General features: G+C 44.2%; 29 protein-coding genes and 1 pseudogene. 3 read left to right on the top strand and 27 right to left on the bottom strand.

The window, feature by feature from the left end; translation table 11 throughout:
• Nucleotides 1-13: 13 nt before the first annotated feature.
• Nucleotides 14-406, bottom strand: a complete 393-nt coding sequence (locus tag G5A70_RS07955) for a methylglyoxal synthase (RefSeq protein ID WP_173749136.1) — start codon at nt 404-406, stop codon at nt 14-16.
• A gap of 304 nt (nt 407-710) precedes the next feature.
• Between G5A70_RS07955 and G5A70_RS07960 the strand changes: the two genes are divergently transcribed.
• On the top strand, nt 711-941 hold the full coding sequence (locus G5A70_RS07960; protein WP_173749137.1) for an alpha/beta-type small acid-soluble spore protein: 231 nt from the start codon (nt 711-713) through the stop codon (nt 939-941).
• A gap of 296 nt (nt 942-1237) precedes the next feature.
• Nucleotides 1238-1810 (top strand): type III toxin-antitoxin system CptIN family toxin, encoded by a 573-nt coding sequence (gene cptIN, locus G5A70_RS07965; RefSeq protein WP_173749138.1) that lies wholly within the window; start codon nt 1238-1240, stop codon nt 1808-1810.
• Here the strand turns inward: cptIN and G5A70_RS07970 are convergent.
• From G5A70_RS07970 to G5A70_RS08000, 7 genes and pseudogenes are all read right to left on the bottom strand, one after another.
• A complete protein-coding gene (locus tag G5A70_RS07970) occupies nt 1805-2212 on the bottom strand; it encodes a DUF6465 family protein (RefSeq protein WP_173749139.1) in 408 nt (135 codons plus the stop codon). The genes cptIN and G5A70_RS07970 overlap by 6 nt on opposite strands.
• A gap of 135 nt (nt 2213-2347) precedes the next feature.
• Nucleotides 2348-2934, bottom strand: a pseudogene (locus G5A70_RS07975) (GTP pyrophosphokinase).
• Between the two features lie 74 nt (nt 2935-3008).
• Nucleotides 3009-3641, bottom strand: coding sequence for a diguanylate cyclase (locus G5A70_RS07980; RefSeq protein ID WP_173749140.1), 633 nt, complete (start codon nt 3639-3641; stop codon nt 3009-3011).
• Between the two features lie 12 nt (nt 3642-3653).
• Nucleotides 3654-4958 (bottom strand): tetratricopeptide repeat protein, encoded by a 1305-nt coding sequence (locus G5A70_RS07985; protein WP_173749141.1) that lies wholly within the window; start codon nt 4956-4958, stop codon nt 3654-3656.
• A 49-nt stretch (nt 4959-5007) separates the two neighbouring features.
• On the bottom strand, nt 5008-7065 hold the full coding sequence (gene recG, locus G5A70_RS07990; protein WP_173749142.1) for an ATP-dependent DNA helicase RecG: 2058 nt from the start codon (nt 7063-7065) through the stop codon (nt 5008-5010).
• 140 nt (nt 7066-7205) lie between these two features.
• Nucleotides 7206-8855, bottom strand: coding sequence for a DAK2 domain-containing protein (locus tag G5A70_RS07995; RefSeq protein WP_173749143.1), 1650 nt, complete (start codon nt 8853-8855; stop codon nt 7206-7208).
• A gap of 17 nt (nt 8856-8872) precedes the next feature.
• Complete coding sequence (locus G5A70_RS08000) at nt 8873-9229, bottom strand: Asp23/Gls24 family envelope stress response protein (RefSeq protein WP_173749144.1); 357 nt, start codon at nt 9227-9229, stop codon at nt 8873-8875.
• A gap of 175 nt (nt 9230-9404) precedes the next feature.
• On the opposite strand from G5A70_RS08000, the gene rpmB reads away from it, so the two are divergent.
• The gene (gene rpmB / locus G5A70_RS08005; RefSeq protein ID WP_173749145.1) at nt 9405-9593 is read left to right on the top strand and encodes a 50S ribosomal protein L28; all 189 of its coding nucleotides are present in this window, start codon (nt 9405-9407) and stop codon (nt 9591-9593) included.
• Between the two features lie 58 nt (nt 9594-9651).
• Here the strand turns inward: rpmB and G5A70_RS08010 are convergent, their stop codons facing one another.
• The 19 genes from G5A70_RS08010 to G5A70_RS08100 form a co-directional block, all read right to left on the bottom strand.
• Entirely contained in the window at nt 9652-9798 is a 147-nt protein-coding gene (locus G5A70_RS08010; RefSeq protein WP_173749146.1) for a hypothetical protein, read from the bottom strand.
• Nucleotides 9799-9851: 53 nt separating this feature from the next.
• On the bottom strand, nt 9852-10274 hold the full coding sequence (locus tag G5A70_RS08015) for a GerW family sporulation protein (RefSeq protein WP_173749147.1): 423 nt from the start codon (nt 10272-10274) through the stop codon (nt 9852-9854).
• A 13-nt stretch (nt 10275-10287) separates the two neighbouring features.
• On the bottom strand, nt 10288-11199 hold the full coding sequence (locus tag G5A70_RS15720) for a DUF2953 domain-containing protein (protein WP_226853566.1): 912 nt from the start codon (nt 11197-11199) through the stop codon (nt 10288-10290).
• 4 nt (nt 11200-11203) lie between these two features.
• Nucleotides 11204-11539: a hypothetical protein gene (locus G5A70_RS08025; protein WP_173749148.1), complete on the bottom strand. Its 336-nt coding sequence runs from the start codon at nt 11537-11539 to the stop codon at nt 11204-11206.
• Nucleotides 11533-13053, bottom strand: a complete 1521-nt coding sequence (gene pap / locus G5A70_RS08030) for a polyphosphate:AMP phosphotransferase (RefSeq protein WP_173749149.1) — start codon at nt 13051-13053, stop codon at nt 11533-11535. Before pap ends, G5A70_RS08025 begins: the two co-directional genes overlap by 7 nt.
• 86 nt (nt 13054-13139) lie before the next feature.
• Nucleotides 13140-13592 (bottom strand): NUDIX hydrolase, encoded by a 453-nt coding sequence (locus tag G5A70_RS08035; RefSeq protein WP_173749150.1) that lies wholly within the window; start codon nt 13590-13592, stop codon nt 13140-13142.
• 145 nt (nt 13593-13737) lie between these two features.
• On the bottom strand, nt 13738-15075 hold the full coding sequence (locus tag G5A70_RS08040; protein WP_226853570.1) for a peptidoglycan D,D-transpeptidase FtsI family protein: 1338 nt from the start codon (nt 15073-15075) through the stop codon (nt 13738-13740).
• Between the two features lie 97 nt (nt 15076-15172).
• On the bottom strand, nt 15173-16501 hold the full coding sequence (locus G5A70_RS08045; RefSeq protein WP_173749152.1) for an FtsW/RodA/SpoVE family cell cycle protein: 1329 nt from the start codon (nt 16499-16501) through the stop codon (nt 15173-15175).
• Between the two features lie 8 nt (nt 16502-16509).
• Nucleotides 16510-18735: a U32 family peptidase gene (locus G5A70_RS08050; protein ID WP_173749153.1), complete on the bottom strand. Its 2226-nt coding sequence runs from the start codon at nt 18733-18735 to the stop codon at nt 16510-16512.
• A 68-nt stretch (nt 18736-18803) separates the two neighbouring features.
• Nucleotides 18804-19214, bottom strand: a complete 411-nt coding sequence (locus G5A70_RS08055) for a cell division protein ZapA (RefSeq protein WP_173749154.1) — start codon at nt 19212-19214, stop codon at nt 18804-18806.
• A gap of 66 nt (nt 19215-19280) precedes the next feature.
• A complete protein-coding gene (gene ruvB, locus G5A70_RS08060; protein ID WP_173749155.1) occupies nt 19281-20270 on the bottom strand; it encodes a Holliday junction branch migration DNA helicase RuvB in 990 nt (329 codons plus the stop codon).
• 15 nt (nt 20271-20285) lie between these two features.
• Nucleotides 20286-20897: a Holliday junction branch migration protein RuvA gene (gene ruvA, locus G5A70_RS08065; RefSeq protein ID WP_173749156.1), complete on the bottom strand. Its 612-nt coding sequence runs from the start codon at nt 20895-20897 to the stop codon at nt 20286-20288.
• Nucleotides 20894-21358, bottom strand: a complete 465-nt coding sequence (locus G5A70_RS08070; protein ID WP_173749157.1) for a Gx transporter family protein — start codon at nt 21356-21358, stop codon at nt 20894-20896. The genes ruvA and G5A70_RS08070 overlap by 4 nt, the downstream gene beginning before the upstream one ends.
• A 58-nt stretch (nt 21359-21416) precedes the next feature.
• Complete coding sequence (locus G5A70_RS08075) at nt 21417-21788, bottom strand: NusG domain II-containing protein (protein WP_173749158.1); 372 nt, start codon at nt 21786-21788, stop codon at nt 21417-21419.
• Between the two features lie 151 nt (nt 21789-21939).
• The gene (locus tag G5A70_RS08080; protein ID WP_173749159.1) at nt 21940-22728 is read right to left on the bottom strand and encodes an RnfABCDGE type electron transport complex subunit B; all 789 of its coding nucleotides are present in this window, start codon (nt 22726-22728) and stop codon (nt 21940-21942) included.
• Between the two features lie 13 nt (nt 22729-22741).
• Nucleotides 22742-23317, bottom strand: a complete 576-nt coding sequence (gene rsxA / locus G5A70_RS08085) for an electron transport complex subunit RsxA (protein ID WP_173749160.1) — start codon at nt 23315-23317, stop codon at nt 22742-22744.
• A 12-nt stretch (nt 23318-23329) separates the two neighbouring features.
• Nucleotides 23330-24031, bottom strand: a complete 702-nt coding sequence (gene rsxE, locus G5A70_RS08090) for an electron transport complex subunit RsxE (protein WP_173749161.1) — start codon at nt 24029-24031, stop codon at nt 23330-23332.
• Between the two features lies 1 nt (nt 24032).
• Nucleotides 24033-24644 (bottom strand): RnfABCDGE type electron transport complex subunit G, encoded by a 612-nt coding sequence (locus tag G5A70_RS08095; protein ID WP_173749162.1) that lies wholly within the window; start codon nt 24642-24644, stop codon nt 24033-24035.
• The gene (locus G5A70_RS08100; RefSeq protein ID WP_173749163.1) at nt 24641-25600 is read right to left on the bottom strand and encodes an RnfABCDGE type electron transport complex subunit D; all 960 of its coding nucleotides are present in this window, start codon (nt 25598-25600) and stop codon (nt 24641-24643) included. The genes G5A70_RS08095 and G5A70_RS08100 overlap by 4 nt, the downstream gene beginning before the upstream one ends.
• Between the last annotated feature and the right edge of the window lie 10 nt (nt 25601-25610).

Raw genomic sequence — 25610 nt, forward strand, 5'->3', positions numbered from 1 at the left:
CAAAGTATCACATTTAACGATTCAGGCGATAATCCAAATCGCCCTGGTCCAGTCCCAGAATCAGGGACTCTGCGGTTGCAATATTGGTCGCAATGGGAATGTTGTACTGGTCGCAGCATCTGGAAATCTGATACACGTCCGGCTCTTTTGCATCTATCATAGCCGGATTGTAGAAAAAGATTACCATATCAATATCGCCGCGCTCAATCATTTCCGTAAACTGCTTATCTCCGCCCATGCTTCCCGGAAGGAATTTGTGAACCCGAAGATTTGCAGCTTCTTCGATACGCCTTCCTGTGGTTCCCGTAGCATAGATTTCATGTTTTGCCAGTATATTTTTATAGGCAATACAAAAATCCTCAATCAGGGCTTTCTTACTGTTATGTGCTATAATTCCAACGTTCATCTACATCAATCCTTATTTTTTATAATAGCAACAATGCCGGGTTCTGTACCACCTGGTATTGTAGTCCAGAGTCATTATAGCAAAAACACCAAGTTTTTGCAATTATTTTTTGTCCATTTATACACTTTTTACAAAAAGTCTAATGCTTTCACCTCATAAATGCTCTGATTATGAAACTCGATTTCATATTGTAATACAATTCACAAAATTTGTCAAAACTTGAAAGAACTTCTAGGCTAAAATCTTTTCAAATTCACATAATAGCATTGTAACACAAAATCATATTTCAAAGGAGGAACAAAAAATGTCTAACAACAATTCTTCTTCAAACAGAGCAGCTGTACCAGAAGCAAAAGGAGCCTTAAACCGTTTTAAATATGAAGTAGCCAACGAATTAGGTGTACCTCTTACAGACGGATACAACGGAAACCTGACTTCCAAACAGAACGGTTCCGTAGGCGGTTATATGGTCAAAAAAATGATTGAAGCACAGGAAAGACAGATGAGCGGAAGCGGCTCTACACAGCAGTTCTAAAAGAACCATTCCTGCTTTCACGGAAAAGAGGGCTTTTTACAGGTCCTCTTTTCTTTGTGCAAATTTCCAATATTTTCCTCTGGACATTTCTTTTTCAGGGGTGTATGATAGGAAATACAAAAACATACGTTTCCCTTTCAAATGTCTGTTGCTTCCCGGTATGCAACGAAAAGATACCCGGGCTCAAATGTCCGTTGCTTCCTGGTATGCAACCCAAAGATAACCAGGCTCAAATACAGCCCCTTCTTAAAGCATATCCAAAATCATATCAGTCCAATCAAATCTTAGGAGAATCTATGACAAATCATCATTTTTATTTCATTTCAGACGAGTATTTTCAAAAATTTCACGACCGATACCTAATGCAAAACAAAGAATCCACAAAAGAAAAGAGCCACAACCGCCCCTGCTACTGTGCTTTTCAGGACAGACAGCACCCGGAGCTCTACTGGTTCATTCCTTTTTCTTCCCAGGTGTCCAAATTCCGAAAAGTATACAAAAGCAAACTGGCCCGGTACCAGCGGTGCAATACCATTGTATTCGGCCAGGTGCTGGGACATGAAAAGGCTTTCCTGATTCAAAATATGTGTCCGGTCACCAGACGCTACATCACCATGGAATACATGGATTCCGCCTCCCAAAACCCTGTACAGATTTCCCACAAAACCCAGCGGCAGCTTCTGAAATACGCCCGTGAAGTTATCGAACAACTTCGCCGGGGCAACACTTCTCTTATTTTTCCCGACGTACTCTCCATCGAAAAGCAGCTTCTGAAAGAAGTGCAGCAGGAAGTCCAGAAAAAAAGAACCTCTTTTACAACAAATCATAAAAGAAGTTCTCTCCCTGTTTCAAAAAAGCCTGTCTTATAAGTCTATTTTTCTTCCACCTTCTACGAATTCACCATTTACTACATAGTAAGCAGCGTTTTCTTCCGGTTTTACATAAATCTGTACGTCTTTAATGTCACTTTCTTTTTTACCTGTCTCTGCTACCCATGCTTTTCTCACATTTGCCTTGATGATTTCCGTATCCAGTTCTTTTCCCGCAAACTGTAAAAATACGCTTTCCTTTGCAGCAGCCGGTGTTGTCTTTGCAGTTCTCGTCTTTGTGGCAGTTGCTTTTTTTGCAGCCGCTTCCTTCTTTGCCGCCCCTCTTTTTACCGGCGCTTTCTTTGCAGCTGTTTCGATTTTTGTTTCTTCTGTCTTCGCTGGAGTCGTCTTTACAGCGGCAGCCTCTGCTGCAGCCTTTGTGGTTGTCTTTCTAACTGACATTTCTATCTCCTCCTTTGTCACTTGCAACTTTAAATATCCTGTTTATGATACCTCTTTTGCTAAAAACTTTCAAGTTTTTTCATTGAAAAAGCAGTCAAGCCACCCTTCTACACCATAGTCTCCCATTTTTATGTTTTATAGTTTATTTCGAATCCCCTGCATTTTCAGGTCCAATTCCGCACTTTGATTTGCACAGTACAATAATTCCTCTGCCAACTCCCTCTGCAAGTCATCTGAAAGATTTTTCTTATATCTGATTTTATGCTCCAGACTTGCCCAAAAATCCATAGCGATTGTCCGAAGCTGTACTTCTACTTTCATATCCCGCTTCTCATCTTTAAGAAAAATCGGCACCGAAATAATTAAATGTAAAGAACGATATCCGTTTGGTTTCGGATTTTTAATATAGTCTTTCATTTCTATAAACGTAATGTCGTCCTGCTTGAGCAAACAATCTGCCAACATATAAATATCTTCACAAAACGAGCATATGACTCTTACTCCTGCAATGTCATTGATGTTTTCCTCAATCGCATCTATAGACAGCGGAATATTCTTATCCCTAATTTTGTCTCAACTTCCATAATCGCGCAGCGATAATACGCCATTATAGTGTCTCTTGGTTTCATATTTTTATGAATCAAATCCATAACTTCATCTGACATAAGATGTTTCATCGCAACTTGCGGTGCTCTGTTTTGTAGTATTTTCTTAATCTCCATATTGTAATTCTCCCACTCTCTTCAAACATTTTGAAGATGTTTGAATGGATACTTATAATGATTCAAAACTCTTTTTAGGCACATACGTAGCAATCTCTCCCTTTTCGTTTTGCCTGATATAATAGTTCATCTGCTTTTTCTATCAGTTCAAAGATATCTTCCCCATTATAATAAACCGCATATATTCCCATACTGACCGTCAAGCGGTCAGACACTTTCGACTTCTCATGAGAAATATGTTTATCTGCCAGATTCTTTCTGACTCGCTCTGCCATATCCTTGGCACAGTCTGCTGTTGTTTCCTGAAGTATCACAAGCATCTCTTCCCCGCCGTATCGTATCACCAAATCTTTTTTCCGAACAGATTCCGCCAGAATCTCTGCAAGTGCTTTAATCCCATTGTCTCCTTGCACATGTCCATAATAATCATTGTACTGTTTGAAATAATCAATATCCATCATAAGCAGGGGCAAGGGCTTGCCCGCCAGTTTCTTTTTATTTTTTCTCATGCACCTTGTCAAATACTCACGGTTATGCAATTTGCTCATAGGGTCGGTATAGCTCTTTTTTCGCCATTTTATCAGCCAAAATACAATATCCGCTAATATCATAATTCCTATGACGCTTATAACTGCAATGATGATTTTTCTGATTTGATGCTGTTCCGTCAAAGAATAATACTGATGAACTTTTTCCGAATATTCCATATAATCCGTACCTTACTGCTGATTTTTGAGTTCAATCACCTCCACATATTGTTCACGGGTTTCGATATATGCATTCATATTATTTTCCTGCATATAAATATCTGCCCTATCAGAATAAGCATTTTTTTCGAGTCCGAGCCCCGCATCTGCTGAACGTGTGACAATCTGCCGATATAACTCCAATGCTTCATCAAATTTTCCCTGTTCCTTATACAATCTTGCATAGGAATAATCTAAATACACATCCTTATTCAACGAATATTCCACATCATCTGTGTTCAGCAACTCCTTTGCAGCCTCCAGTTCATACTCTGCCTGTTCAAGATTGCCCTCATTCATATACAGCTGTGCTCTCAGATTTCCCCACAGAATTTGGATATCATCTTTCTGGGATTCCGGTATTTTAGGTATCAGTTCCTCCAATTCATCCAACACAGAAAGCACTTTTTTATGCTGTCCCAGTTCAAGATATGCGGCTCCTTCATTGACCAAAGCAAGACTGGCATCCGCCAACAAATCATCATCCTCTCTCTTTTGGAAAATCTCCAAAGACTGCTCATAATATTCGATTGCTGTTTGATACTGTTCCAACCCATAAGCATTGTCTCCAAGCACTGCCAAAAATTTTGACATATATTTGGAACGATTGGGAATCAGAGGAGAGGATTCCAATAACTCAAGTCCACGCCAACAATATTGTAAAGCAACAGAATAATCCCCGTCTATCGAATATAATTGTCCAATATTTCCATACAGCCTAACCTTGCTTTCTGCTTTCAGTCCCTTCACATTTGTCACATACTCTTCTAAAAGTCTGGCACCTTGCTTGTTATTCTCTTGGTTTTCCAAAAATATGGATGCAATCCTCCAGCATAAATCAACATTATTTCTATACTCTTTTGATTGCGCCATATAATTCAACGCTTTTTGACTGTTTTCTGCGAAATCTTCTGTTTCTCTTTCATCATATTGAAGCGATTCATTCAGTAGAACGTATGTATATATTTTGATAAAATCATCGTCTTGTTCTTGAATCCTTTCCGCTGCTGACATAAACTCTTTCGCCGCCGTTCCATAATCCCCCTGTGCATAAGCAGTTACTCCTGCCAAAAAATCATGCTGACTGTTTTCTTCTGAAGACTGAAGATATGTTTTTATCTCATTATATTGCTTTGTTTTTATTTCTTGCCCTTCTACCATAATCTTTGCATAAGCCAAAAGAGATTCTGTTTCACTCTCATGCGGTTTCCTGATAAGCAGAACAATTACCAACAACATTACTATTCCTACTATCAAAAATCTAATTTTCTTTACCATTCGTATCTCCTGGCAATTTTTCATTCATTTTGTATACTCCCTCCATTTGTCACAAGCCCGGTGTTTCTATTCGATTTTTCGTATAGGACTGCAGACAGTCCCTAAGACGGGCGTTCTGCGGAAGAGACAAATCCCTGTCCAGTGCCAGAATAGAACCTGCAGCTTCACTGGCCTCTTTCAAAATCTCTGCGTCCTGAAAGATGTCTGCAAGCCGGAATTCCAAAAGACCGCTTTGCCGTATTCCAAACAAGTCTCCCGGTCCTCTCAGCCTTAAATCTTCCCCTGCAATATAGAAGCCATCATTGGACTTTACCAGAATCTCCAATCGCTCCTTCGTCTCTGCGTCCTGTCCTCCCTGTACAAAAATACAGTAGGACTGGTGTTCGCCCCGCCCTACCCGGCCGCGGAGCTGATGAAGCTGTGCAAGCCCAAAGCGTTCTGCATTTTCCACCATCATCACAGTAGCATTGGGCACATTGACTCCTACTTCAATAACCGTGGTAGATACCAGCACCTGGATTTCATTGGCTGCAAACTGTTCCATGATTCTGTTTTTTTCTGCTGCTTTCATTCTCCCATGGAGATAAGCCACCTGAATATTTCCGGGAAGCGCTTCCTTTAATTTCTGGCTGTAATCCAGTACATTTTCCGCTTCCAGCCCCTCACTCTCTTCTACCATGGGACAGATAACATAGACCTGCCGCCCCTCCTGTACCTGTTTTTGAATAAAGCTGTATGCTTTTGGCCGATAGGATGTATCCACTACGCAGTTTTTAATGGGAAGTCTTTTTGCGGGAAGTTCGTCCATAACAGAGATATCCAGGTCTCCGTAAAGAATAATCGCCAACGTTCTGGGAATGGGCGTAGCACTCATAACCAGTACATGGGGCTTTGTTCCTTTTTTCGACAAATTCTCTCTCTGTCCGACCCCAAAACGGTGCTGTTCATCTGTAATTACAAGGGCCAGATTTTCATAAATAACCTTTTCCTGAATCAAAGCATGCGTTCCTACAACAAGACGTGCTGTTCCGGATACAATTTTTTCATATCGTTCCCTTTTTTCCCTGGCTGTATTAGAACCTGTAAGCAGCACAGCTTCAAAAGGCATCCCCTGCTTTTCCAGCAGTTTACACAACTCCTCATAATGCTGTCTGGCCAGCACTTCCGTAGGCACCATAAGCGCTGCCTGATACCCGTTTGCCGCTGTCAGTATCATAGAAAGAAACGCAATGATCGTCTTTCCGCTTCCCACGTCTCCCTGTACCAGTCTGGACATCCGTGTGTGTCCAGTCATATTGGTTTCAATCTCGTTCCAAACACGCTTCTGTGCATTGGTCAAAGGATATGGCAGATTTTCTATCACATTTTCAGTCTCCCACACTGGTTTCATGGCAAAGGCATTCCGGGAATCCATATTTTTTTCTTTCATCATGCGGACAGACAGAATAAAAAACAGAAATTCATCAAAAACCAGCCTTTTGCGCCCTATGACCAAATCTTTCTTATCTTTTGGAAAATGCGTATGGGACAAGGCATAATTGTATTCTGCCAGCTGATAATGATTCCTATATTCCTCCGGCAGATATTCTGCTGTAATTTCCCGGCTGTCCAGAATCTGATGCATGGTCTTGACCATGAGTTTGTTCGTCAGACCCTTTGTCAGACTGTATACCGGATACAGGGTATGAAGCATAGCCTCATAATCCTCTCTGCCAAAGATTTCCGGCTGTTCCATGGTGAGCCGCCCACCCTTTTTCACAACGATTCCACGAAAAATATAAAGTCCCCCTGACCGCAGAGTATTCCTAAGGAACGGCATATTATACCAGGTTAGTTGCAGACTGCTTCTCTCATCCCGCAGGGAAACCGTCACTACAGTTCTTTTTCCGGTATTGCTCATACCTACTCTTCCTGCAATCCGCCCCAGAACGGCTGTTTTCTTTCCCTCTTCTGCCTCTGATACAGATACCGGTTCTTTATATTCATCATAATCTCTGGGATAATACCGCAAAAAATCTCCCACTGTGACAATTCCCAGTTTTGTGAAAAGCTTTTCTGTTTTTTCCCCAATTCCTTTTATGCTTCGTATGCTGTCCTGCTCTCTCATATTCCTCTGCTCCTACTGCCTTTTCTCTCTCTGTTCTGTCCGGCTTTGTCTTGCCGTACAGGAAAAGGCTGCGGCACACACGGTATGAAACACACCGCTCTGTGCCGCAGCCCCGTTTTCTTACAGGGGTTTCCAAAAGTTTATTCCACGGAAACAATATAGTAGTAAATTGGCTGTCCGCCGTTATGAATTTCAATATCAAAATCAGGATACTGCTCTTCCAGACGTTCTGCCAGATGTTCTGCATCTTCTTCGCTTACATCCTGTCCATAGTATACACTGATAATTTCTGAATCTTCATCTGTCATTTCCTGCAGGGCCGCTACAGTAATATCTTCAATACCGGTTCCCACTGCCAGAAGGCCATGATCGCCGATTCCCATAATATCCCCCTGACGGATTTCCTTGTCATCAATCTTTGTATCACGGACAGCATAAGTAATCTGACCAGTCTTTACATTTCCCACTGCTTCCATCATTTCCTCTGTATTCTGTTCTACCGTCTTATCCGGTACATAGGAAATCAAGGCGGTAATTCCCTGAGGAATGGTCTTGGTCGGAATGACAATGATATTTTTGTCCTCAGTCAAATCTCTGGCCTGATTTGCTGCCAGAATAATGTTCTTATTGTTTGGGAAAATGAAAATATTCTTTGCATTGACCCGTTCAATAGCCTGCAGCACGTCTTCGGTACTGGGGTTCATGGTCTGTCCGCCCTCAATCAGGTAATCCGCACCCAGTTCTTTAAAGATTTCTCCCATACCGGCTCCAACGGATACGGAAATAAAACCAACCTCTTTTTCCGGTTCTGCCGCCGCCTGCTGTGCAGCCATTTTTTCTGCTTCTTTGATAACCTTTTCGTGATGTTCCAGACGCATATTGTCAATCTTCATGTTGGATAACTGTCCATACGTCAGAGCCCGCTGGATTGCCTCACCAGGATCGTTGGTATGTACATGGACTTTGACAATCTCATCGTCCGCTACCACAACCAGAGAATCTCCAATAGACATCAGATATTCTTTAAACTCGTGCTCGTCTTTTTCCGTAAACTGCTTTTCCAGCATAATGATAAACTCTGTGCAGTATCCGAATTTGATATTGCTTTCTTCTGCAGAAACCGGCTTGCCTGACACGGCTGTTTTGGGTTTTTCAAAATTTAAGTCAATTTCTTTGCCCATATATCCGTCAAAAGCGCCCTTCAATACTTCCAAAAGACCCTGTCCGCCGGAATCCACTACGCCTGCTTCCTTCAGCACGGGAAGCATGTCCGGAGTTCTGGAAAGCACCAACTCTGCCTCTGCAATTACATCGGTAAAGAAGGTTTCCAGACTGTCACTTTCTCCGGCAATTTCCAGGGCTTTTTCTGCCGCCCCTCTTGCCACAGTCAGAATGGTTCCTTCTTTTGGCTTCATAACCGCTTTATACGCAGTCTCCACACCTTTTTCAAACGCTCTGGCAAAAATAACAGCGTCTACGGTATCGTAATGTTCGATGACTTTTGTAAATCCTCTTAAAAGCTGAGAAAGAATAACACCGGAGTTTCCTCTTGCACCTCTTAAAGAACCGGAAGAAATAGCCTTTGCCAAAGCTTTCATACTGGAATCAGACAGCGCGCTCACTTCGGAGGCTGCTGACATAATCGTCAGAGTCATATTGGTTCCGGTATCTCCATCAGGAACCGGAAAGACGTTCAATTCATTAATCCACTCTTTTTTCGCTTCCAGATTTTTGGCCCCGGAAAGGAACATTCTGCCAAGCATCTTCGCATCAACGGTATTGGTATTCAAAACAAGTTTCCTCCTTATTAATCAATTACTCTTACGCCTTCTACGAGGATATTGATTTTCTCTATAGTCAGGCCTGTAAATTCTTCTACTTTGTACTTCACGTTGCTGATTAAGTTGTCAGAAACGGCTGAAATACTAACTCCATAGGCAACAATCACATGAAAGTCCAGAGTAATTTTGTTATCGGCAATGGTGACATTGATTCCATGCTTCAGGCTGTCTCTTTTTAATAATTTTACAAGTCCGTCTTTCATGCTCACGGCAGCCATACCTACAATCCCAAAACATTCTACTGCTACACTGCCCGCATAAGTGGCAATCACATCGGTATCAATCATAATTTTTCCTAATCCTGTATCAACAAATCCATTCATGCACGGATACCTCCATACTTTTTTATAATATGTATTCTACCATATCTTTTCCAAAAACGAAATAATAATTTAAATTTTTTATAATTTTACTTGCAAAAGTGTATATCATCTGCTAAAATAGTCAGTGTTGTGAGTTTGTTACACGGACTTATTATATATTTAAGGAGGTGCTACCATGGCAAAGTGCGCAATTTGTGAAAAAGGTGCTCATTTTGGAATCAGCGTGAGCCATTCTCATAGAAGGTCAAACAAAATGTGGAAATCCAACATCAAATCTGTAAAAGTTAAAACAGACAACGGAAACGCAAAGAAAATGTATGTTTGTACTTCCTGTTTAAGAAGTGGTAAAGTGGAAAGAGCTTAATACTGATTGACACATTGACAGACCTTGTCGAAAAGACAAGGTCTGTTTTTTGTTTGTTTTAAAAATGGCAGCTGCAGAACAGATTGTACCCTATCAGCAGGCACAAAGCTGCCACAACCACCATGAAGAGCGTCTTGGGAAAAATCAAAGCAATAAACAGTCCCATTCCGAATGCAAACAGAAACAATCCACATACACGGCTCATGCTCTGCTCTCCTTTGCCTTTTCCCTATTAGTATATGCAAAGCCGCTTCCTTTCTATTCTGTTTTCCCTGTTTCCTGGGCTTTGTCTTCTGTTTTTTCCTCTTTTTTTTCTTCGGTATGAATCACAACTTCAGATTCTTTCTTACCCTCTGTAAATTTATTCAGGAAATCCGGCACCATATCCAAAACCTTAGTAAGACCGTCCTGATTCTTGATATTCACCAGTTTTGTCACACCGCCGGAAATGACCAGCACCGCACTGGGAGAAATCTTTCCTCCCATAGCGCCGCCGCCGTTGTTTTTCTTTTCTTCGGCAAAAGCACCTGCCCCTACGCCAAAAGAAACATCCACCAAAGGCAGAATAATGGTATCTCCCACGGTAATCGCTTCTCCTACCACTGTTTTTGTAGTAATAAAGCTGTCCATTCCCTTAAACAAAGATTCTACTGTAGTCCGAAAATTATTCTCTGCAGCCATGTCTGCTTCCTCCTTAAAAATATGTTCTTATTTTTTTCACCAGATACCGGATATCCCGGCTCCAAAACAGGTTCCATGCCAGAAGCACAAAGTGAATTCCGTAAATCCGCCCCTTAATACCGATTCTTCCCTGGAAAAGATTTCGGTCAAAATAAGGTTCTATGGTAAAGTGTTTCCCATAAAGAGGGTAAAATATGCCCGCCGCGCCCAAAAGTTCACCGGCCAGACACGGATCTTCCAGTCCAAATTTCACATGTCCCTCCACTTTGCCGGGACGTATGCGGCGAAGAAACTTCTTTACTTCTGCAAAAAGCAGTGACTTTCCATTTTGAAACTGTTCTGATTTCAAAAGTTTTTTGATGGATTCCATTTTAGCACAGATTTTCTTCCATGTTAACCGGAAATTTTTCAGTGCTTTGAAAAATCTGCTTGGCAGCTCCCACATTTTTTTCAGAAAGTTCCATGCTTTTTTTAACCATGACTCCCTTGGGGGAGTGTGCTTCTGCTTTTTTTGTTTGTTCTCCTCTGTTGTTTCCGGCTTAGGTTCTGTTTCCTGCGCCTTCGCTTCCGTCCTTGGAGGTTGTTCCTGCGCCTGTTCTTTTGATGCTTCTGCGAGAAAAGAAACAGTGTTTTTGCTGTTTTTCCTGCGCTCCCGTCTTTTTTCCAGGGGAATTCCAAACAGTCTCACCGTACATTGCATTTCCCCGGTGCTTCCGCTGTAGGTTCCCTTCACAGATACCAGATGAAAAAGCCAGGATATCTTTGCCGTTCCTCTGCATCCTGCCTCATCTTTTTCCCCTTGTATCCCATAGCCTACCGGACAGAACAGCAGAGAGAATATGAGCAGCAGAAGCAGTCCCAGAAGTATCAGCAGAAGGATACCCACTGCTTTTAAAATTCCCAGTAAGATATGTAGCACAATCATAATGTCACCTGCTGCTCTCCTCTCCAATCTGATGTTCCAGCCACTGCCGCACCTGGGCTGTACCGGTCTGTTCGTATGTTTTTCGCACCAACATTTCTGTCATCTCCAGGGCTTCCCCATAACCTCGGCAGAGTCCTATAATCAAGGGACAATGTTTTCTTCTGGCTCTTTGCTTCAGTTCATTGGCCGAAAAAATATCCAGCTGGTTCCTTGGATTGGATGCCAGGGTAATGAGATAAACATCCACCACCCCTGCGCCCATACTGATTTTCCGTATCAGCTGTTTTTTCTTCTTTCTTGCATTATCACCAACATACAGTTTCTTATACCAATTCAACATAACGATTCCTTTTTTTCCTTTTTCAAACGCTCCTCTAAAGCCTCTGCCACGGTTTCCAGAACCTTGATTCTGGCATAGTATTTTTGATTTCCTTCCACAATTATCCATGGCGCCTGTGAGGTAGATGTACGGATAATCATTTCATTGACGGCCTCCTCATAGAGATCCCATTTTTCCCTGTTCCGCCAGTCTTCCTCCGTAATTTTCCACTGTTTCTTCGGATTTTCCATTCTGGCATCAAAGCGCCGCTTCTGTTCTTCCTTGTCAATCTGCAGCCAGAATTTCAGCACAATGGCACCCCCATGAACCAAAGACTCCTCCATTTCGTTGATTTCCCGGTAAGCCCTCTGCCATTCTTCTTTTGTACAAAAACCTTCAATTCGCTCTACCATAACTCTGCCGTACCAGGTTCTGTCAAAAATAGCAATATGTCCGGCTTTGGGCATATTTCTCCAAAATCGCCAGAGATAGTGATGGCTTTTCTCCAAATCACTGGGAGCAGCCGTAGGGTTCACCACATACCCTCGGGGGTCCATAGGTTCTGTCAGACGTTTAATGGCTCCGCCTTTCCCAGCCGCATCCCAACCTTCAAACCCCAGTACTACCGGAATCCTCCTGCGATAAATTTCACTGTGAAGAAGTTCTATGCGGCTCTGCAGTTTTTTCAATTTTTGTTTGTATTCCTTTTCTGTATAAGAAAGAGATAAATCCACCTTACTCAAAACCGAAGACACCAACGAACATTCCGGCAGCACACTTGGCGCTCCATCGTCTGTCTTTGTATTTTTTTCTTCTTCCTTTTTCTTAGCCCGCACCGCCTCTTCCAGACGGCGGATAACCTCTGTGTAAATCTTTACAGTAGCAAATCTCCGGTTCTCTGCCTCCACAATAACCCAGGGCGCACAGGCTGTTTCTGTCTTTTCCAGCATTTCTTCATTTATACTTTTATATCTGCGGTAATTCCTGTTTCTCTTTTCGTCCTGCCTGCTGACCTTCCAGGCGGTTTCTTTTGAACCCAGCATTTTATCAAACCGTTTTCTCTGCTCTTTCTGGCTGATATAGAGAAAAAACTTGATAAGCACATTGCCGTCGTCTGTCAGAGTTCGCTCAAAACTATTAATTTCCTCGCAGGTATGCAAAAACTCTTTTTCCGGAAAGTTTTTTTCAAACCGTTCTGTGGAAAGCCGCCTATACCAGCTGGTATCAAAAATAGCAATTCTTCCCTTCTCCGGAATCTTTGTCCAGAATCGCCAGAGAAAGGGGTGCAGTCTTTCCTCTTCGTTTGCCTCCTTAATGGCAAAAACCTGAAACCCTCTGGGGTCTAACGGGTGAATCAGATGATTAATCTGTACCCCTTTTCCAGAGGCATCCAGTCCTTCAAAAACAAGTATGACCGGAATCCCCAGGCTTCTGCACTCTCTCTGCAGGCCGGCCAGCCGCTCTTTTAGACTATCTATGCCTTCCTGATAAGCTTCCTTTGTCATTTTCTTTGTAAGGTCAATCTGTTCCAGCATATTTCTTCCTCCTTTTGCACCTTTGCCAAAAAGGCTGCCGCACGAAGCATGCACTCCCGAATGTGCCGCTCATGGGACAGCCCTGATTAGAAATACTTCCGATTTCCCCACAGATTTGCTTTTTTCAAATCCAGGTATTCACTATAAGCCTTTTCCAATATCTGCTTTTCATTTGAAAAACGTAAAAGATGGTAAGCTTCATGGAATTTGTAAAAACCGGAGTCCACAAAATACTCTTCCCTCTGAGGCCTGCTGTAATAGCTTCCGGCAGACATCAGATACCAGTAGACATCCTTTTCTACAGTATCCTCCGGTATGCAAAAACTATACTGACTTTTTCCTACATATTTAATAATATTGGCATTTACTCCGGCTTCTTCCCTGACTTCCCTCAGCGCCGTATCCTTATAGTCTTCGCCTTCCTCTACGGTTCCCTTGGGCAGTACCCAGCCTTCGTATTTATGCTTGTAGGACTTGTACAAGGTCAGTATTTTTCCTCGATATATTACCACCCCGCCACAGCTTGTTGCTTCAATCATTTTGCACAATCCTCCTGCTTAAAGCACCTACGGTGCCTGCGTTGTGTTTCTTTATTGGTAGTATACCTCTTTTTTCGGACAAGTGCAACAAATTTAACAAACTATAGCGGTAAAATTTGTGGACTTTGTTAAGTTTTCCCTGTTTTTAGCCATAATAGAAGGCATTAAAAATTTCATGAGCCACCGGAACTGCTACCGAGCTTCCGGTTCCTGCGCCTTCTGCAATGACAGCCACCACCAAATCCGGGTCTTCCACATTGGAAAATCCAATAAACCAGGAGTGAGTCTTAATGCTTCCGTCTGCACCGTAGTATTCCGCAGAACCTGTCTTTCCTGCCGCAGAATAACTCTCCCCGGAAAGCTGAGTTCCGGTTCCCCGGTTCACCACCTCTGCCATAAGGTTTTTCAGAGTAGCTGCTTCGCTTGCTGTCATCAGTTCCTTATAAACCGTTGGCTTTGTACTTTTTACCTTTGTGCCGTTAATTGTTTCCACCCGGTCAATGTAATACGGCTGCATCAGTTTTCCATCATTAGCTATTGCACTGGTAATCAGCGCCATATGCATAGGAGATACCAGGGTATTCCCCTGTCCGATGGAAGTCTGCATCAAAAGCGGATTGCCCGGTGTACTGCCCAGGTCGAATTTGCTCTTGGTATAATCAATGGGAATGGGCAATTTCTTATTAAACAGCAAATCTTCCGCCGTCTTCTGCAGATTGCTGCCTCCCAAATCCAATCCTATCTGGGTAAAAGCCGTATTGCAGGATTCTGCAAAAGCAGTTGTGAAGTCTTCACTGCCATGCACTTCCCCGCCAAAGCAGGGAATGGTATGGTTATCCACTGTAATACTGCCTGTGCAGTTATAGGAGAAATTGTCAATGGTTCCGTTTTTCCGCATATATGCCAATGCATCTACTACCTTAAAAATGGAGCCCGGCGGATATGCACCCTGCGTAGCCCGGTTCAAAAGACTGCTGTTGCTGGAATCGCTGACCAGATAGTCCCAGTCTGCGCTTAAAGTGTTGGGATTAAAGTCCGGTTTGCTCACAGAGGCCAGCACCGCCCCTGTTTTAGGATCCATAACCACAACTGCACCATTATATCCGCCCAGGGCATTGTAAGCCCTTTCCTGCAGCTTGGTATTCAGTGTAGTCACCACATTGTCCCCCGGATTCTTGTTTTCCAGAATCTCATTTTTCACCTGATCAATATAGTCACTGTGTGAAGTCATAAGAGAATAGTTAGCCAAAGCCTCCACACCATTCTTCCCATGACTGTCATATCCCACCACATGGGCAAACATATTTCCATACGGATAAACTCTCGTCTCGTTTCCCGCTTCATCTGTCTCTGTTCTGGCCAGTACCTGTCCGTCTGCGGAAAGAATACTTCCTCTTAAAATCCGCTCTTCCATCTGATTCTGGCGGGTATTATAAGGGCTGCTGATAACCGCCTCCCGCTTTGCCACATTAAAATAGACCATATAGCCAATCAGGGAGAGAAAAATCACTACAAAAAAATAACTGATAATGGTATACTCCCTGTTCCGGGCCCGTTTTGCTTTTTTTCTTTTTTTATTTTTATTTTTGCTTTTCAAGTTCCTCGTCCTCGTCTTCTCTTAAAATATACAAGCCCTGAATAATGGCCAGCATAATAATGGTACTCAGTGCAGAACTTCCTCCGTAGCTGACCAGGGGAAGGGTAATTCCCGTCATGGGAATAAACTTGCTGACACCTCCAATGGTAAGAAAAACCTGAAAGGCGTATTCTGTCCCAAGCCCCAGGGCAATGAGTTTATAGAAACGTTTTTTAATGCGCAGAGAAATGTTCACTACCAAAAGGAACATACTCATGCAAATGAGAATCATACATATGGCAAACAGGCCGCCCAGCTCCTCGCAGATAGCTGCAAACATGTAGTCCTGTTTCACAAAAGGAATCATTTCCGGGGAACCCTGGCAAAGCCCCATGCCAAACCAGCCTCCTGCCCCAATGGCAAACAGACCTTGAACAATCTGGTAGCCAGAACTCTCATACACAGAAAAGGGCGCTTTCCAGGCTATAACCCTCTGCTGCACATGAGAAAAGAGAAAATAGGCAACTATAGCCGCCAGAGCGCCGCTTCCCAGGCCGGCCACAAGATATACAGGCTTTTTAGTCGCCACATACAGCATCACCACATAAGTGATGAAAAATACCACGGCGCTTCCCAAATCCCTGGATAGCACCAGCACCAGTACATGTACCGCCGCCACAATGGTAGTAATCACATGATCTTTAAACTGTGCACTTTTCTTATACAGCCTGCTGGCCACAAAAAACACAAAAATAATCTTTACAAATTCTGAAGGCTGAAAAACGAAAGAACCCAGGTTGATGTTGATTTTTGCCCCGTTGACATTGGCCCCAAAAATCAGTACCACCAGCAAAAGCCCCAATCCCGCGGCTGCATAAAACCATGTCCACATCTTCAGAAAATACATTTTTTTAATGAGAATCGGCACAATCATGGCAATGACCGTAGCCGCTGCCACAATGATGAACTGCCGCTTAGCCGAATCCGGAGACAGCCTTGCCAGCATAATAAAACCAATGGACAAAAGCATACACATATGATTTAGAAGAAGGATGGACGCCTTCTTATAACATAGCCGGTACAGCCCCTGCACAACCACCAGATACAACAACAGCGCACCGAACAGATACACTATTTCCAGCTTTTCTTCCTTCAGAAAGATTACCAGAAAAGCCGTAAAATCCATAAATACAATCAGCAAAAGCTGTTTTCTTAAAATATACCGTTTGTCGTAATCGTCCTCATACTTAAAAACTGTAAAGCTCTCTAAGGTATAGAGTGCAATCAGTATCAGTATGAGGTATTTTGAAAGTTCAATAATGATATTAAGCACTTTTTCACCTACTCCACTCCACGTTTAAAATGTCCTTTCGTAACACCGGATATTTGAAACGCGTCTTTCTTTTTCCCTTTGTTTTCCTCTGCCAGATAAGCCGCCGCAAATGCATTTAACAATTCTTTCATCCTTTCCGGCCCTTCGGATGTGAAATTCATCCGCAGCGCCAAAAATCCCATGTCTCTTATCTGTTCTGCCTCCTCCAAAAGCCCGGTGGGCACACTGTTGTAAATCACATTATAACAGAAATCGCAGAAGCATTTTGTCGTAAACTGCTGACCATACCGGTCTTTTATCTGTAGTTCCCCTGACTTATGGTCGCAGCAGCCGCAGGTCTTTTTCACGCACTGGGCAGAAACCATCATGGGATAAAAGCCGTATACAATCATCTCGCTGTTTTCATGACGTCTGTGCCGGATTTCACTGCTATTTAATTCCAGCGGAACCGTGGTTCTCTTCACCTGTAGATTTTCCAGAAATTCTTCCGCAAGGTCATTAAAACTGTACACGGAATAGTCTGTGACTGCTTTAAAGAGCAGCCCCAATTTTTTCAGATATCCCAGTTCTTCCAGATTTCTCACCAGAAATCCCTCGGTCTTTTCTGCGATTTGGGTTATTTCCCGCTCCATGCCGTCCATTCTTCCCTCTCGCAGCATATAAGGCAGCGCCAGATAAAATTCTTTGCCCGCCCTGTGGGTTTCCTCTGCAGCCCAAAGCACCTCTTTTAGAAATTCCTTTCGTTTAAACATGGACATGCTGCAAAAAATTCCAGTGACCTCCCTCTGCTTTAAAGCAGTCTCCCACTGTTCTCTCTTTTCTACAGACACATAGAATTTCACCGCTTCTGCCTGCGCCCTTTTCTCTTTTGCCAAAGACGGTTTCTGTTCTGTTTCCGGCTTTCGAAGCGTTCTTCGATACCCGGCCAGATACTGCTGCTGCAGTTCTTCCAGTCCCCGCCGCCGCAGTTCATTAAGACTCTGCATAGGGAGAAAGCCTGCCTCATCTGTGAGAATTTCCAGAGAATCAAAGACAAAGGGCGTCTGTCCCGTCTTCTCCATCTGCTGCCTTACACGTTCTGCCAGAAGGGGTCTTTTCTGGGCTCTTTCTACCAGGTCTCCCTGTACCTGCACATGGATGTCCTGAAAGTCTAAATCCAGTATAGCAGGTGTATCGGCAAACAGGATTAAATTCCCATTAATTTTTTCTTGTTTTTTTGTGTCTAAATATTGCTTTTTCAGTCTGGCAAAAAGCGCCTCATTTCGCTTTCCAACCGTCCCCTGCTTCCGGCTCTGCTCCTTTTCATTGACCGTGGCCATCATTTCCGGGCCATTGTGCATATGATAATAGCCCTTGTGAAAACCGTCTCTCTGATACAAATCCAAAAGCTCCTGCCGGTCCACCTTTTCCACCTCATAAGCCTGTCCTGTACGCAGGTACAAATCCAGATATTTCCTATATATGGCGGTCACTCCGGCTGCATACTCCGGTTTCTTCATTCTTCCCTCGATTTTCAGAGAGTAAACTCCTGCCTGCAGAATTTCCGGCAGAATGTCCACTGTGCACATATCCTTGGGGCTAAGCAGATAGGACGGCTCTGTACCACTTACGGCTTTTCCCTTTTCCAATGCTGTGTATGGCAGACGGCAGGGCTGGGCGCACCGTCCCCGATTGCCGCTTCTTCCCCCCAGCATACTGCTGAAAAGACACATGCCGGAGTAGCAATAGCAAAGAGCCCCATGGACAAAACTCTCTATCTCCACCCCTGTTTCCTGATAAATCCGGTGGATTTCTTCCAGAGAAAGTTCTCTTGCCGTCACAATTCTGGACGCACCTGCTTCCTTTAAAAGCCCGGCGCTTTTTGGTCCTGTAATGGCCATCTGGGTGCTGGCGTGAATGGCAAGCTCCGGAAATTCCTTTTTCAAAAAGGACAGCACACCCAAATCCTGTACAATCACTGCGTCCACGCCCTGCTCATAATAAGGCGCCAGAAACTCGTATAACTGCCGATATAGTTCCTGATTTTTTAAAAGTGTATTTACCGTCAGATATATCTGTTTCCCATGTATGTGGGCATAATCAATGGCTTCCAGCATTTCCTCCTTCCGGGGATTTTTGGCATAGGCCCTGGCGCCAAACATGCTTCCGCCAATATATACTGCGTCTGCCCCTGCCTTAACCACAGCCTGCAGTCCCTCAAAAGAACCTGCCGGCGCTAATAATTCTGCTCTCATATAATTCCTTTCCTGTAAAATACAAAGGGGCGAAACAAAAATGCCCACCCCTTCCATCTTTCCTTCTTTTATTCCTTTAAAAGCTCGTCCAATTCCTGCTCCAGCTCTGCAATCTTCGCCTCTAAAGACCTTATCTGCAGAGTACTTTCCTGGGTTTCCTTCTGAGCGCGCTCCAACTCCACCTGACCGTTAATCAAATCATGTTTCAAATCGTACATTTCCCGGTCCTTGGCTTCCAGTTCTTCCTCGAACATTTCAGCCTGCCGTTTTGCCTTAAAATAGTCATCGGCAATATTCAGGCTTAAAAGCGTATGTCTGGTCTCCTGAGCCTGCCGGTTGTATCCCGGAATCTGTCCCAGTTCTGTCATCTTGCTGTTCATATAATTTGCAACCTTCTGCAGGTATTCTTCACTTTCATAACCACTCAATGTGATGATTTTACCGCCAATCAGCACCTGGGTTGTATTCTTCACTGCCATCTGGTTCCTCCTGCCTTTTCTACATTCCTATGTCTATTATAATCGAATTTTCGGGAAAAACAACCATTATTTTATTCCCAGATGATGATAGGTCAGCTCTGTTACAGCTCTTCCCCTTGGAGTACGCAGTAAAAACCCGTTTTTAATCAGGTATGGTTCATATACATCCTCAATGGTTCCCGCATCCTCTCCCACGGCTGCAGCCAGCGTATCCAGACCTACCGGGCCGCCGGAAAACCGCTCAATAATCGTAGTCAGAAGCAGTCGGTCGGTCTGGTCCAGACCATACTTGTCCACTTCCAGCAAATCCAGGGCAAAATCCGCCACTTCTTTTGTAATTTTCCCGTTGTATTTTACCTGTGCAAAATCCCGTACTCTCTTTAAAAGCCGGTTTGCCAGACGGGGCGTACCTCTGGAACGCTTGGCCATTTCCAAAGCCCCGTCCCGGTCAGTCTCTACCCCCAGCACCTTTGCTGAGTGAAGGATAATGGTCTGCAATTCCTCTTCCGTATAAAATTCCAGATGATGTACCACACCAAAACGGTCTCTTAAAGGCGCAGTCAGAAGCCCCGCTCTGGTGGTGGCTCCTACCAGGGTAAACTTCGGCAAATCCAGACGGATAGAGCGGGCCGTTGCCCCTTTTCCTATCATAATATCAATGGCATAATCCTCCATAGCAGGATACAGAACTTCTTCCACCTGCCGGTTCAGACGATGGATTTCATCTACAAACAACACGTCATTTTCCTGCAGATTGTTGAGAATAGCTGCCATCTCTCCCGGTTTTTCAATCGCCGGACCACTGGTAACTTTCATATGTACGCCCATCTCATTGGCAATAATTCCCGCAAGAGTGGTTTTTCCAAGACCCGGAGGACCGTAGAAAAGCACATGGTCCAGGGCATCACCTCTTTGCTTGGCCGCTTCAATATAGATTTTCAGATTGCTCTTTGCTTTCTCCTGACCGATATAGTCAGAAAGAAACTGCGGACGCAGATTGCCTTCTGTCCGCAAATCCTCTTCCATGACGTCGGTAGTAATAATTCTCTTTTCCATGACATTCTCCGCCTCTTAGAACATATTTTTCAAAGCTGCCTTTAAAAGCGCCTCTACGTTCATATCTGCTGTAAGTTCCACTTTTTTCACAGCCCGCAGGGCATCTGCGCCGGAATATCCCAGGGCAGTCAACGCCTCTACCGCTTCTTTCCGCATACCGGACAGGTCCGCCGTATCGCTGCCTGTTTCCTGCACATGCTGAGTCTTTAGCTGGAAAGCCTCCTGCAAATCCAGCTTATCCTTTAATTCCAAAATCAGCTTCTGGGCTGTCTTCTTTCCAATACCCGGCGCTTTCGAGATGGTTTTTACATCATCAGCCAGAACTGCAAACCGCAGTTCGTCTGCTGAAAGTCCGGATAAAACCCCAAGAGCCGCCTTAGGTCCAATACCATTAACACTCAAAAGCAGCTTAAAAGTATTCAAATCGTCTTTTGTGAGAAATCCGAAAAGCTGCATGGCATCTTCCCGGACATTGAGATAGGTGTATATCTTTGCCTCTTCCCCCGTGTGCAGCGCAGTATCCACACTGGCCATAGGCATAAAAATATTGTACCCCATGTTCTGGGACTCCAAAATAATTCTGTCCTCCCAAATTTCTGCCACAACACCTTTTATATATGCTATCATATTGATTTCCTTCCTGTCGTTCTCTTTAAAATTTCTCCTGTCACAATCCCGATAAGCGCCCCGGTTACCAGACCGGAAATCAAAAGCGCCGGAAAGTAGTAAAATACTTTGCCGTTTTCTACCACAAGAGCCGCCACTATAAGCTGCCCCAGATTGTGGGTCACACCGCCTAAAATGCTGACTCCCACTATAGACAGCCCCGAAAACCGCCTGGCTGCGGTCATACACAAAAGACTCAAAGCCGCTCCTGCCAGACTGTACAGAATAGAAAACAGATTGGCAAAGAGAAAACCAATCACTACAATGCGGATAAGGGATATAACTGCCGCTTCTTTTGCCCGATACCTGTACAGCACAAACACGGTTACTAGGTTCGCCAGCCCCAGTTTCATACCGGGAACTACGAAAAATACAGGCAGAAGCATTTCCACATATCCAAAAATAATTGCCAGAGCCGCCATAAGCCCCAGCCATGCGATTTTTCCTGTTCTTGTATAAATAATGATTTCTCCTTTGCTTTTATTTCACCACTGCGTCCAGGCCGTCTTCTTCCCCGTCCTTGGACACAATCTCCAGCACCACTTTATTAGGCAGGCACACCACGGTCTCTCCCGGTGCGTCAATCGTTCCCTGCCGGATACACACATGGTCCGGACAACTTGCCTCTGTCATCTTTACTTTTCCATCTTTTATTTCACACACATTCGTATCCTGAATCTTTATGACCTGGTTTTTTTCCAAGGAATAAGTTCCATAAACCTCTCCGGCAACAGTAATTTTAAGTTCTGTTTCTTTGTTCCCGTCAACCAGACGCAGTCCCTTTGGCACCAACCAGCAAAGAAGGGCAAGGATTAAAATTCCTCCTACCAGAAATATATCTTTTTTCTTCATAAACATCTCCTGTTTCGTTTTCTGGGTTTTATCTTATCACAGGAAAGCCGAAAATGCAAATGTGTGTTCGTGAAATGCTCGCATCACAACACAACCCCCTTTCAAGGTTCCACAAGTTGAAACTTGAAAGGGGGTTGCACATTTCATATTTTTACAAAATAATCTTTCTCGGACACGTCTTCTTGCAGATACCACAGTTGACGCATTTCTCAGAATCAATATGCGCCACATTATCCACCACGGTAATGGCATTTTTCGGACATTCCTTCTCACATTTCTTACAGCCGATACAGCCCACCTGACAGGCGCTCATCACTGCTTTTCCCTTATCCTTGGAATTACAGGACACCGCCTGCTTCTGTTTGTAAGGAATCAGCTCAATGAGTTTCTTCGGACACTCGGCCACGCATTTGCCGCAGGCCTTACATTTCTCTTTATCTACTACAGCAATTCCATTGATAATATGAATAGCGTCAAATCCGCAGGCCTTCACACAAGAGCCATAGCCCAGACAGCCATAAGAACAGGTTTTGGAACCGCCGTTCTGCATGAGCGCAGCCATTTTACAATCCTGCACTCCTGTATAATCATAACTCTGTCCTGCTTTTTCGCAGTCCCCTGCGCACTTTACAAACGCAGTCATACGGACAGCTTCTCCCGCTTCCTGACCCATAATAGCCGCAATCTTTGCTGCTGCGGCAGAACCGCCTACCGGACAGGCATTTACAGGCGCCTCACCTTTTGCAATGGCTGCAGCCAGACCATCACAGCCCGGATATCCACAGCCGCCGCAGTTATTGCCCGGCAGCTCTTCTCTGACCTGAATTTCTTTTTCATTTACTTCCACTTCAAATTTCTTTCCGGCAACTCCCAGGAAAAGTCCAATAAAGAGACCTACGCCGCCTACCAGGACTGCCGCAATGATAATACCTGTTATCATAGTCTATGCCTCCTTAAATAATTCCTGAAAAACCGAAAAACGCAATGGCCATTAAGCCTGCCGTCAAAAGTACCATAGGAAATCCCTGAAAATATTTCGGTACATCGTTGTATTCCATTTTTTCACGAAGACCTGCCATCAGCACAATGGAAATGGTAAAACCAAGAGCTGTGGCAAATCCGTTAACCGTTCCCTGCAGTACATTGTAAGATTTCTGCACATTGATAACCGCAACACCCAGTACTGCACAGTTGGTAGTAATCAGAGGAAGGTACACACCCAGACTCTCATACAGAGCCGGCATGGACTTCTTCAAAAACATTTCCACAAACTGTACCAGAGCTGCAATAACCAAAATAAATACTATGGTCTGCATATACTCCATATTCAGCGGAGTCAGAAGAAACTGATAAATCAAACTGGTTACCAGTGAAGACAGGGTGATAACGAAAATAACTGCGCCGCCCATGCCTGCTGCTGTCTCAATCTTCTTAGAAACACCGAAGAAAGGACAAAGTCCGAGGAACTGGCTCAGAACAACATTGTTTACCACGGCTGCTCCTACTGCTATAATAAGTAATTCTTTCATGTTCTGTCCCCCTTACTTTTTCACCGTATTGTCATAAAATTTTCCGCTGCAGCCTTCATTTCCACAGGAAGCACAGCCGCCTTCCATGCAGTGTACCGGTTTCTGTTCTTCCTTCGGCCTTTTATCCTGCAGTTTTGCACGGATAGCCGCCAGAAAGGCCAGTACGAAAAAGGCACCCGGCGCCAGAATGAAAATGGTAGCCGGTTCGTACGCAGAAGGCATTACCTGAAATCCGAATACGGTTCCCGCACCGATAAGCTCACGAAATGCTGCCAGAATGGTAATGGAAAGGGTAAATCCCAGTCCCATACCGATACCGTCGAAGATAGAGGATACCGGACCGTTTTTAGAAGCATAGGATTCCGCTCTTCCCAGAATAATACAGTTTACTACAATCAGAGGAATATAAATTCCCAGAGCATCATAAAGCGCCGGAATAAAGCCCTGCAGCAGAAGCTGTACCATGGTTACGAAGGACGCAACAATGACGATATAAGCCGGCATACGCACCTTGTCGGGAATCACATTTCTAAGGAGTGAAATAAACAAGTTGGACAGAGCCAGAACCACCGTAGTCGTCAGCCCCATACCGATACCGTTGATAGCTGCTGTGGTAACGGCCAGTGTCGGACACATACCCAGCACCAGAACAAAAGTCGGGTTTTCTTTGATGATACCATTATAAAGACGTTCACCAGGTGAATTTGCTTTCATCTTATTTTCCCTCCTTCACATATTCAAAGGCACAAAGCCCTGCATTGACGCCGCCTGTTATGGCTTTCGACGTAATGGTAGCGCCGCTGATGGCATTGATTTCATTGTCAGACGCTGCGCCTGATTTTGTCACCTCAAAAGCATCCACCTGCTTGCCGGCAAACTGTCCCTTAAACTCATCTTTTGTGGCGTTCATACCAAGACCTGCAGTCTCGTTAATATCCAGAATGGAAATTCCGTTTAAGGTACCGTCCAGTGTTACACCCATGGAAAAACTGATGTCACCGCCATAGCCTTCCGAAGTTGTCATATTCAGCGCATAGCCAATGGTTTCTCCGGACGCATCCTTGGCCTCCATCACTTCATTGACCGTCTGTGCCTCAAAACCGTTTTCTGTCAGATAAGCAGCCAGGTCTGCATCGTCTGCCTCCACGCATACCTCAAAGGAATCCGCGTCTTCAAACACGGCCTTGTAAGCCTCCTGCTTTTCCTTTTCAGCCTGCTGGGCAATGGGCTCTTTTGTCACCTCATATACCATACCCAAAAGACCGCCCGCTACCAGAGTAATCAGGGTCAGTATCAGGGTATCTTTTATAATTGTATTCTTTTTCATGCTTTTTTACCTCCCATTCCGAAGGCTGCCGGCATTGTAAAACGTTCAATCAGCGGCACCAACAGGTTGCAGAAAATAATAGCATAGGAAACTCCTTCTGCAGAACCGCCGAAAATACGGAAAAGTCCGGTAAAAATACCAAGACACACGCCATATACCAGCTGTCCCTTCTTTGTAATCGGAGTTGTCACATAATCCGTTGCCATAAACCAGGCGCCCAACATCAGACCGCCGCCGAATAAGTGGCACAGCAGATAGTTCAAATCCAGACCATGGCCGCCGAACAGCAGCACAAATACAGCGAAGGTGCCAATATAAGTCAGCGGAATCCGCAAATCAATGATACCTCTTGCCAGAAGAATTGCTGCACCGATTAAAATGGCAAGCGCAGAAGTCTCCCCAATGGTTCCCTGTATATTACCAAAGAACAGGCTCACCCAGTCTACGCTTTCTCCTGCTTTTAAGGCAGCAAGAGGTGTAGCGCCGGATACGGTATCCACAATGTTTCCCCATGCATTATCCGGCACAGTAAAATCTGTCATTCTTCCTGTAAAGGAAATCAAAAGGAAACATCTGGCTGCCAGAGCAGGGTTCATAAAATTCTGTCCCAGACCGCCAAACAGCTGTTTTACAATAAGAATAGCAAACACACCGCCGATAACGGGAATCCACCAGGGAGCCTTCGGTGGCAGATTCAGTGCCAGCAAAAGTCCGGTAACGGCTGCGCTATAGTCCTTGATTGTCAGTTTCTTATGTACGATTTTTTCATAGATTGCTTCTGTTGCCACGCACACAGCAATGGAAATCAGAATCAGCAAAAGCGCGTGGGGTCCGAAATTATAAACGCCCACCAGCGCTGCAGGCATCAATGCCAGAAGTACCGTAAGCATAATGCTGCCGGTATCCACCTTCGACCTTACATGAGGGGAAGATGAGACGTGTAATAAGTCACTCATGATTTTCTCC

Source organism: Blautia hansenii (assembly GCF_013304445.1).
Classification (GTDB): domain Bacteria; phylum Bacillota; class Clostridia; order Lachnospirales; family Lachnospiraceae; genus Blautia.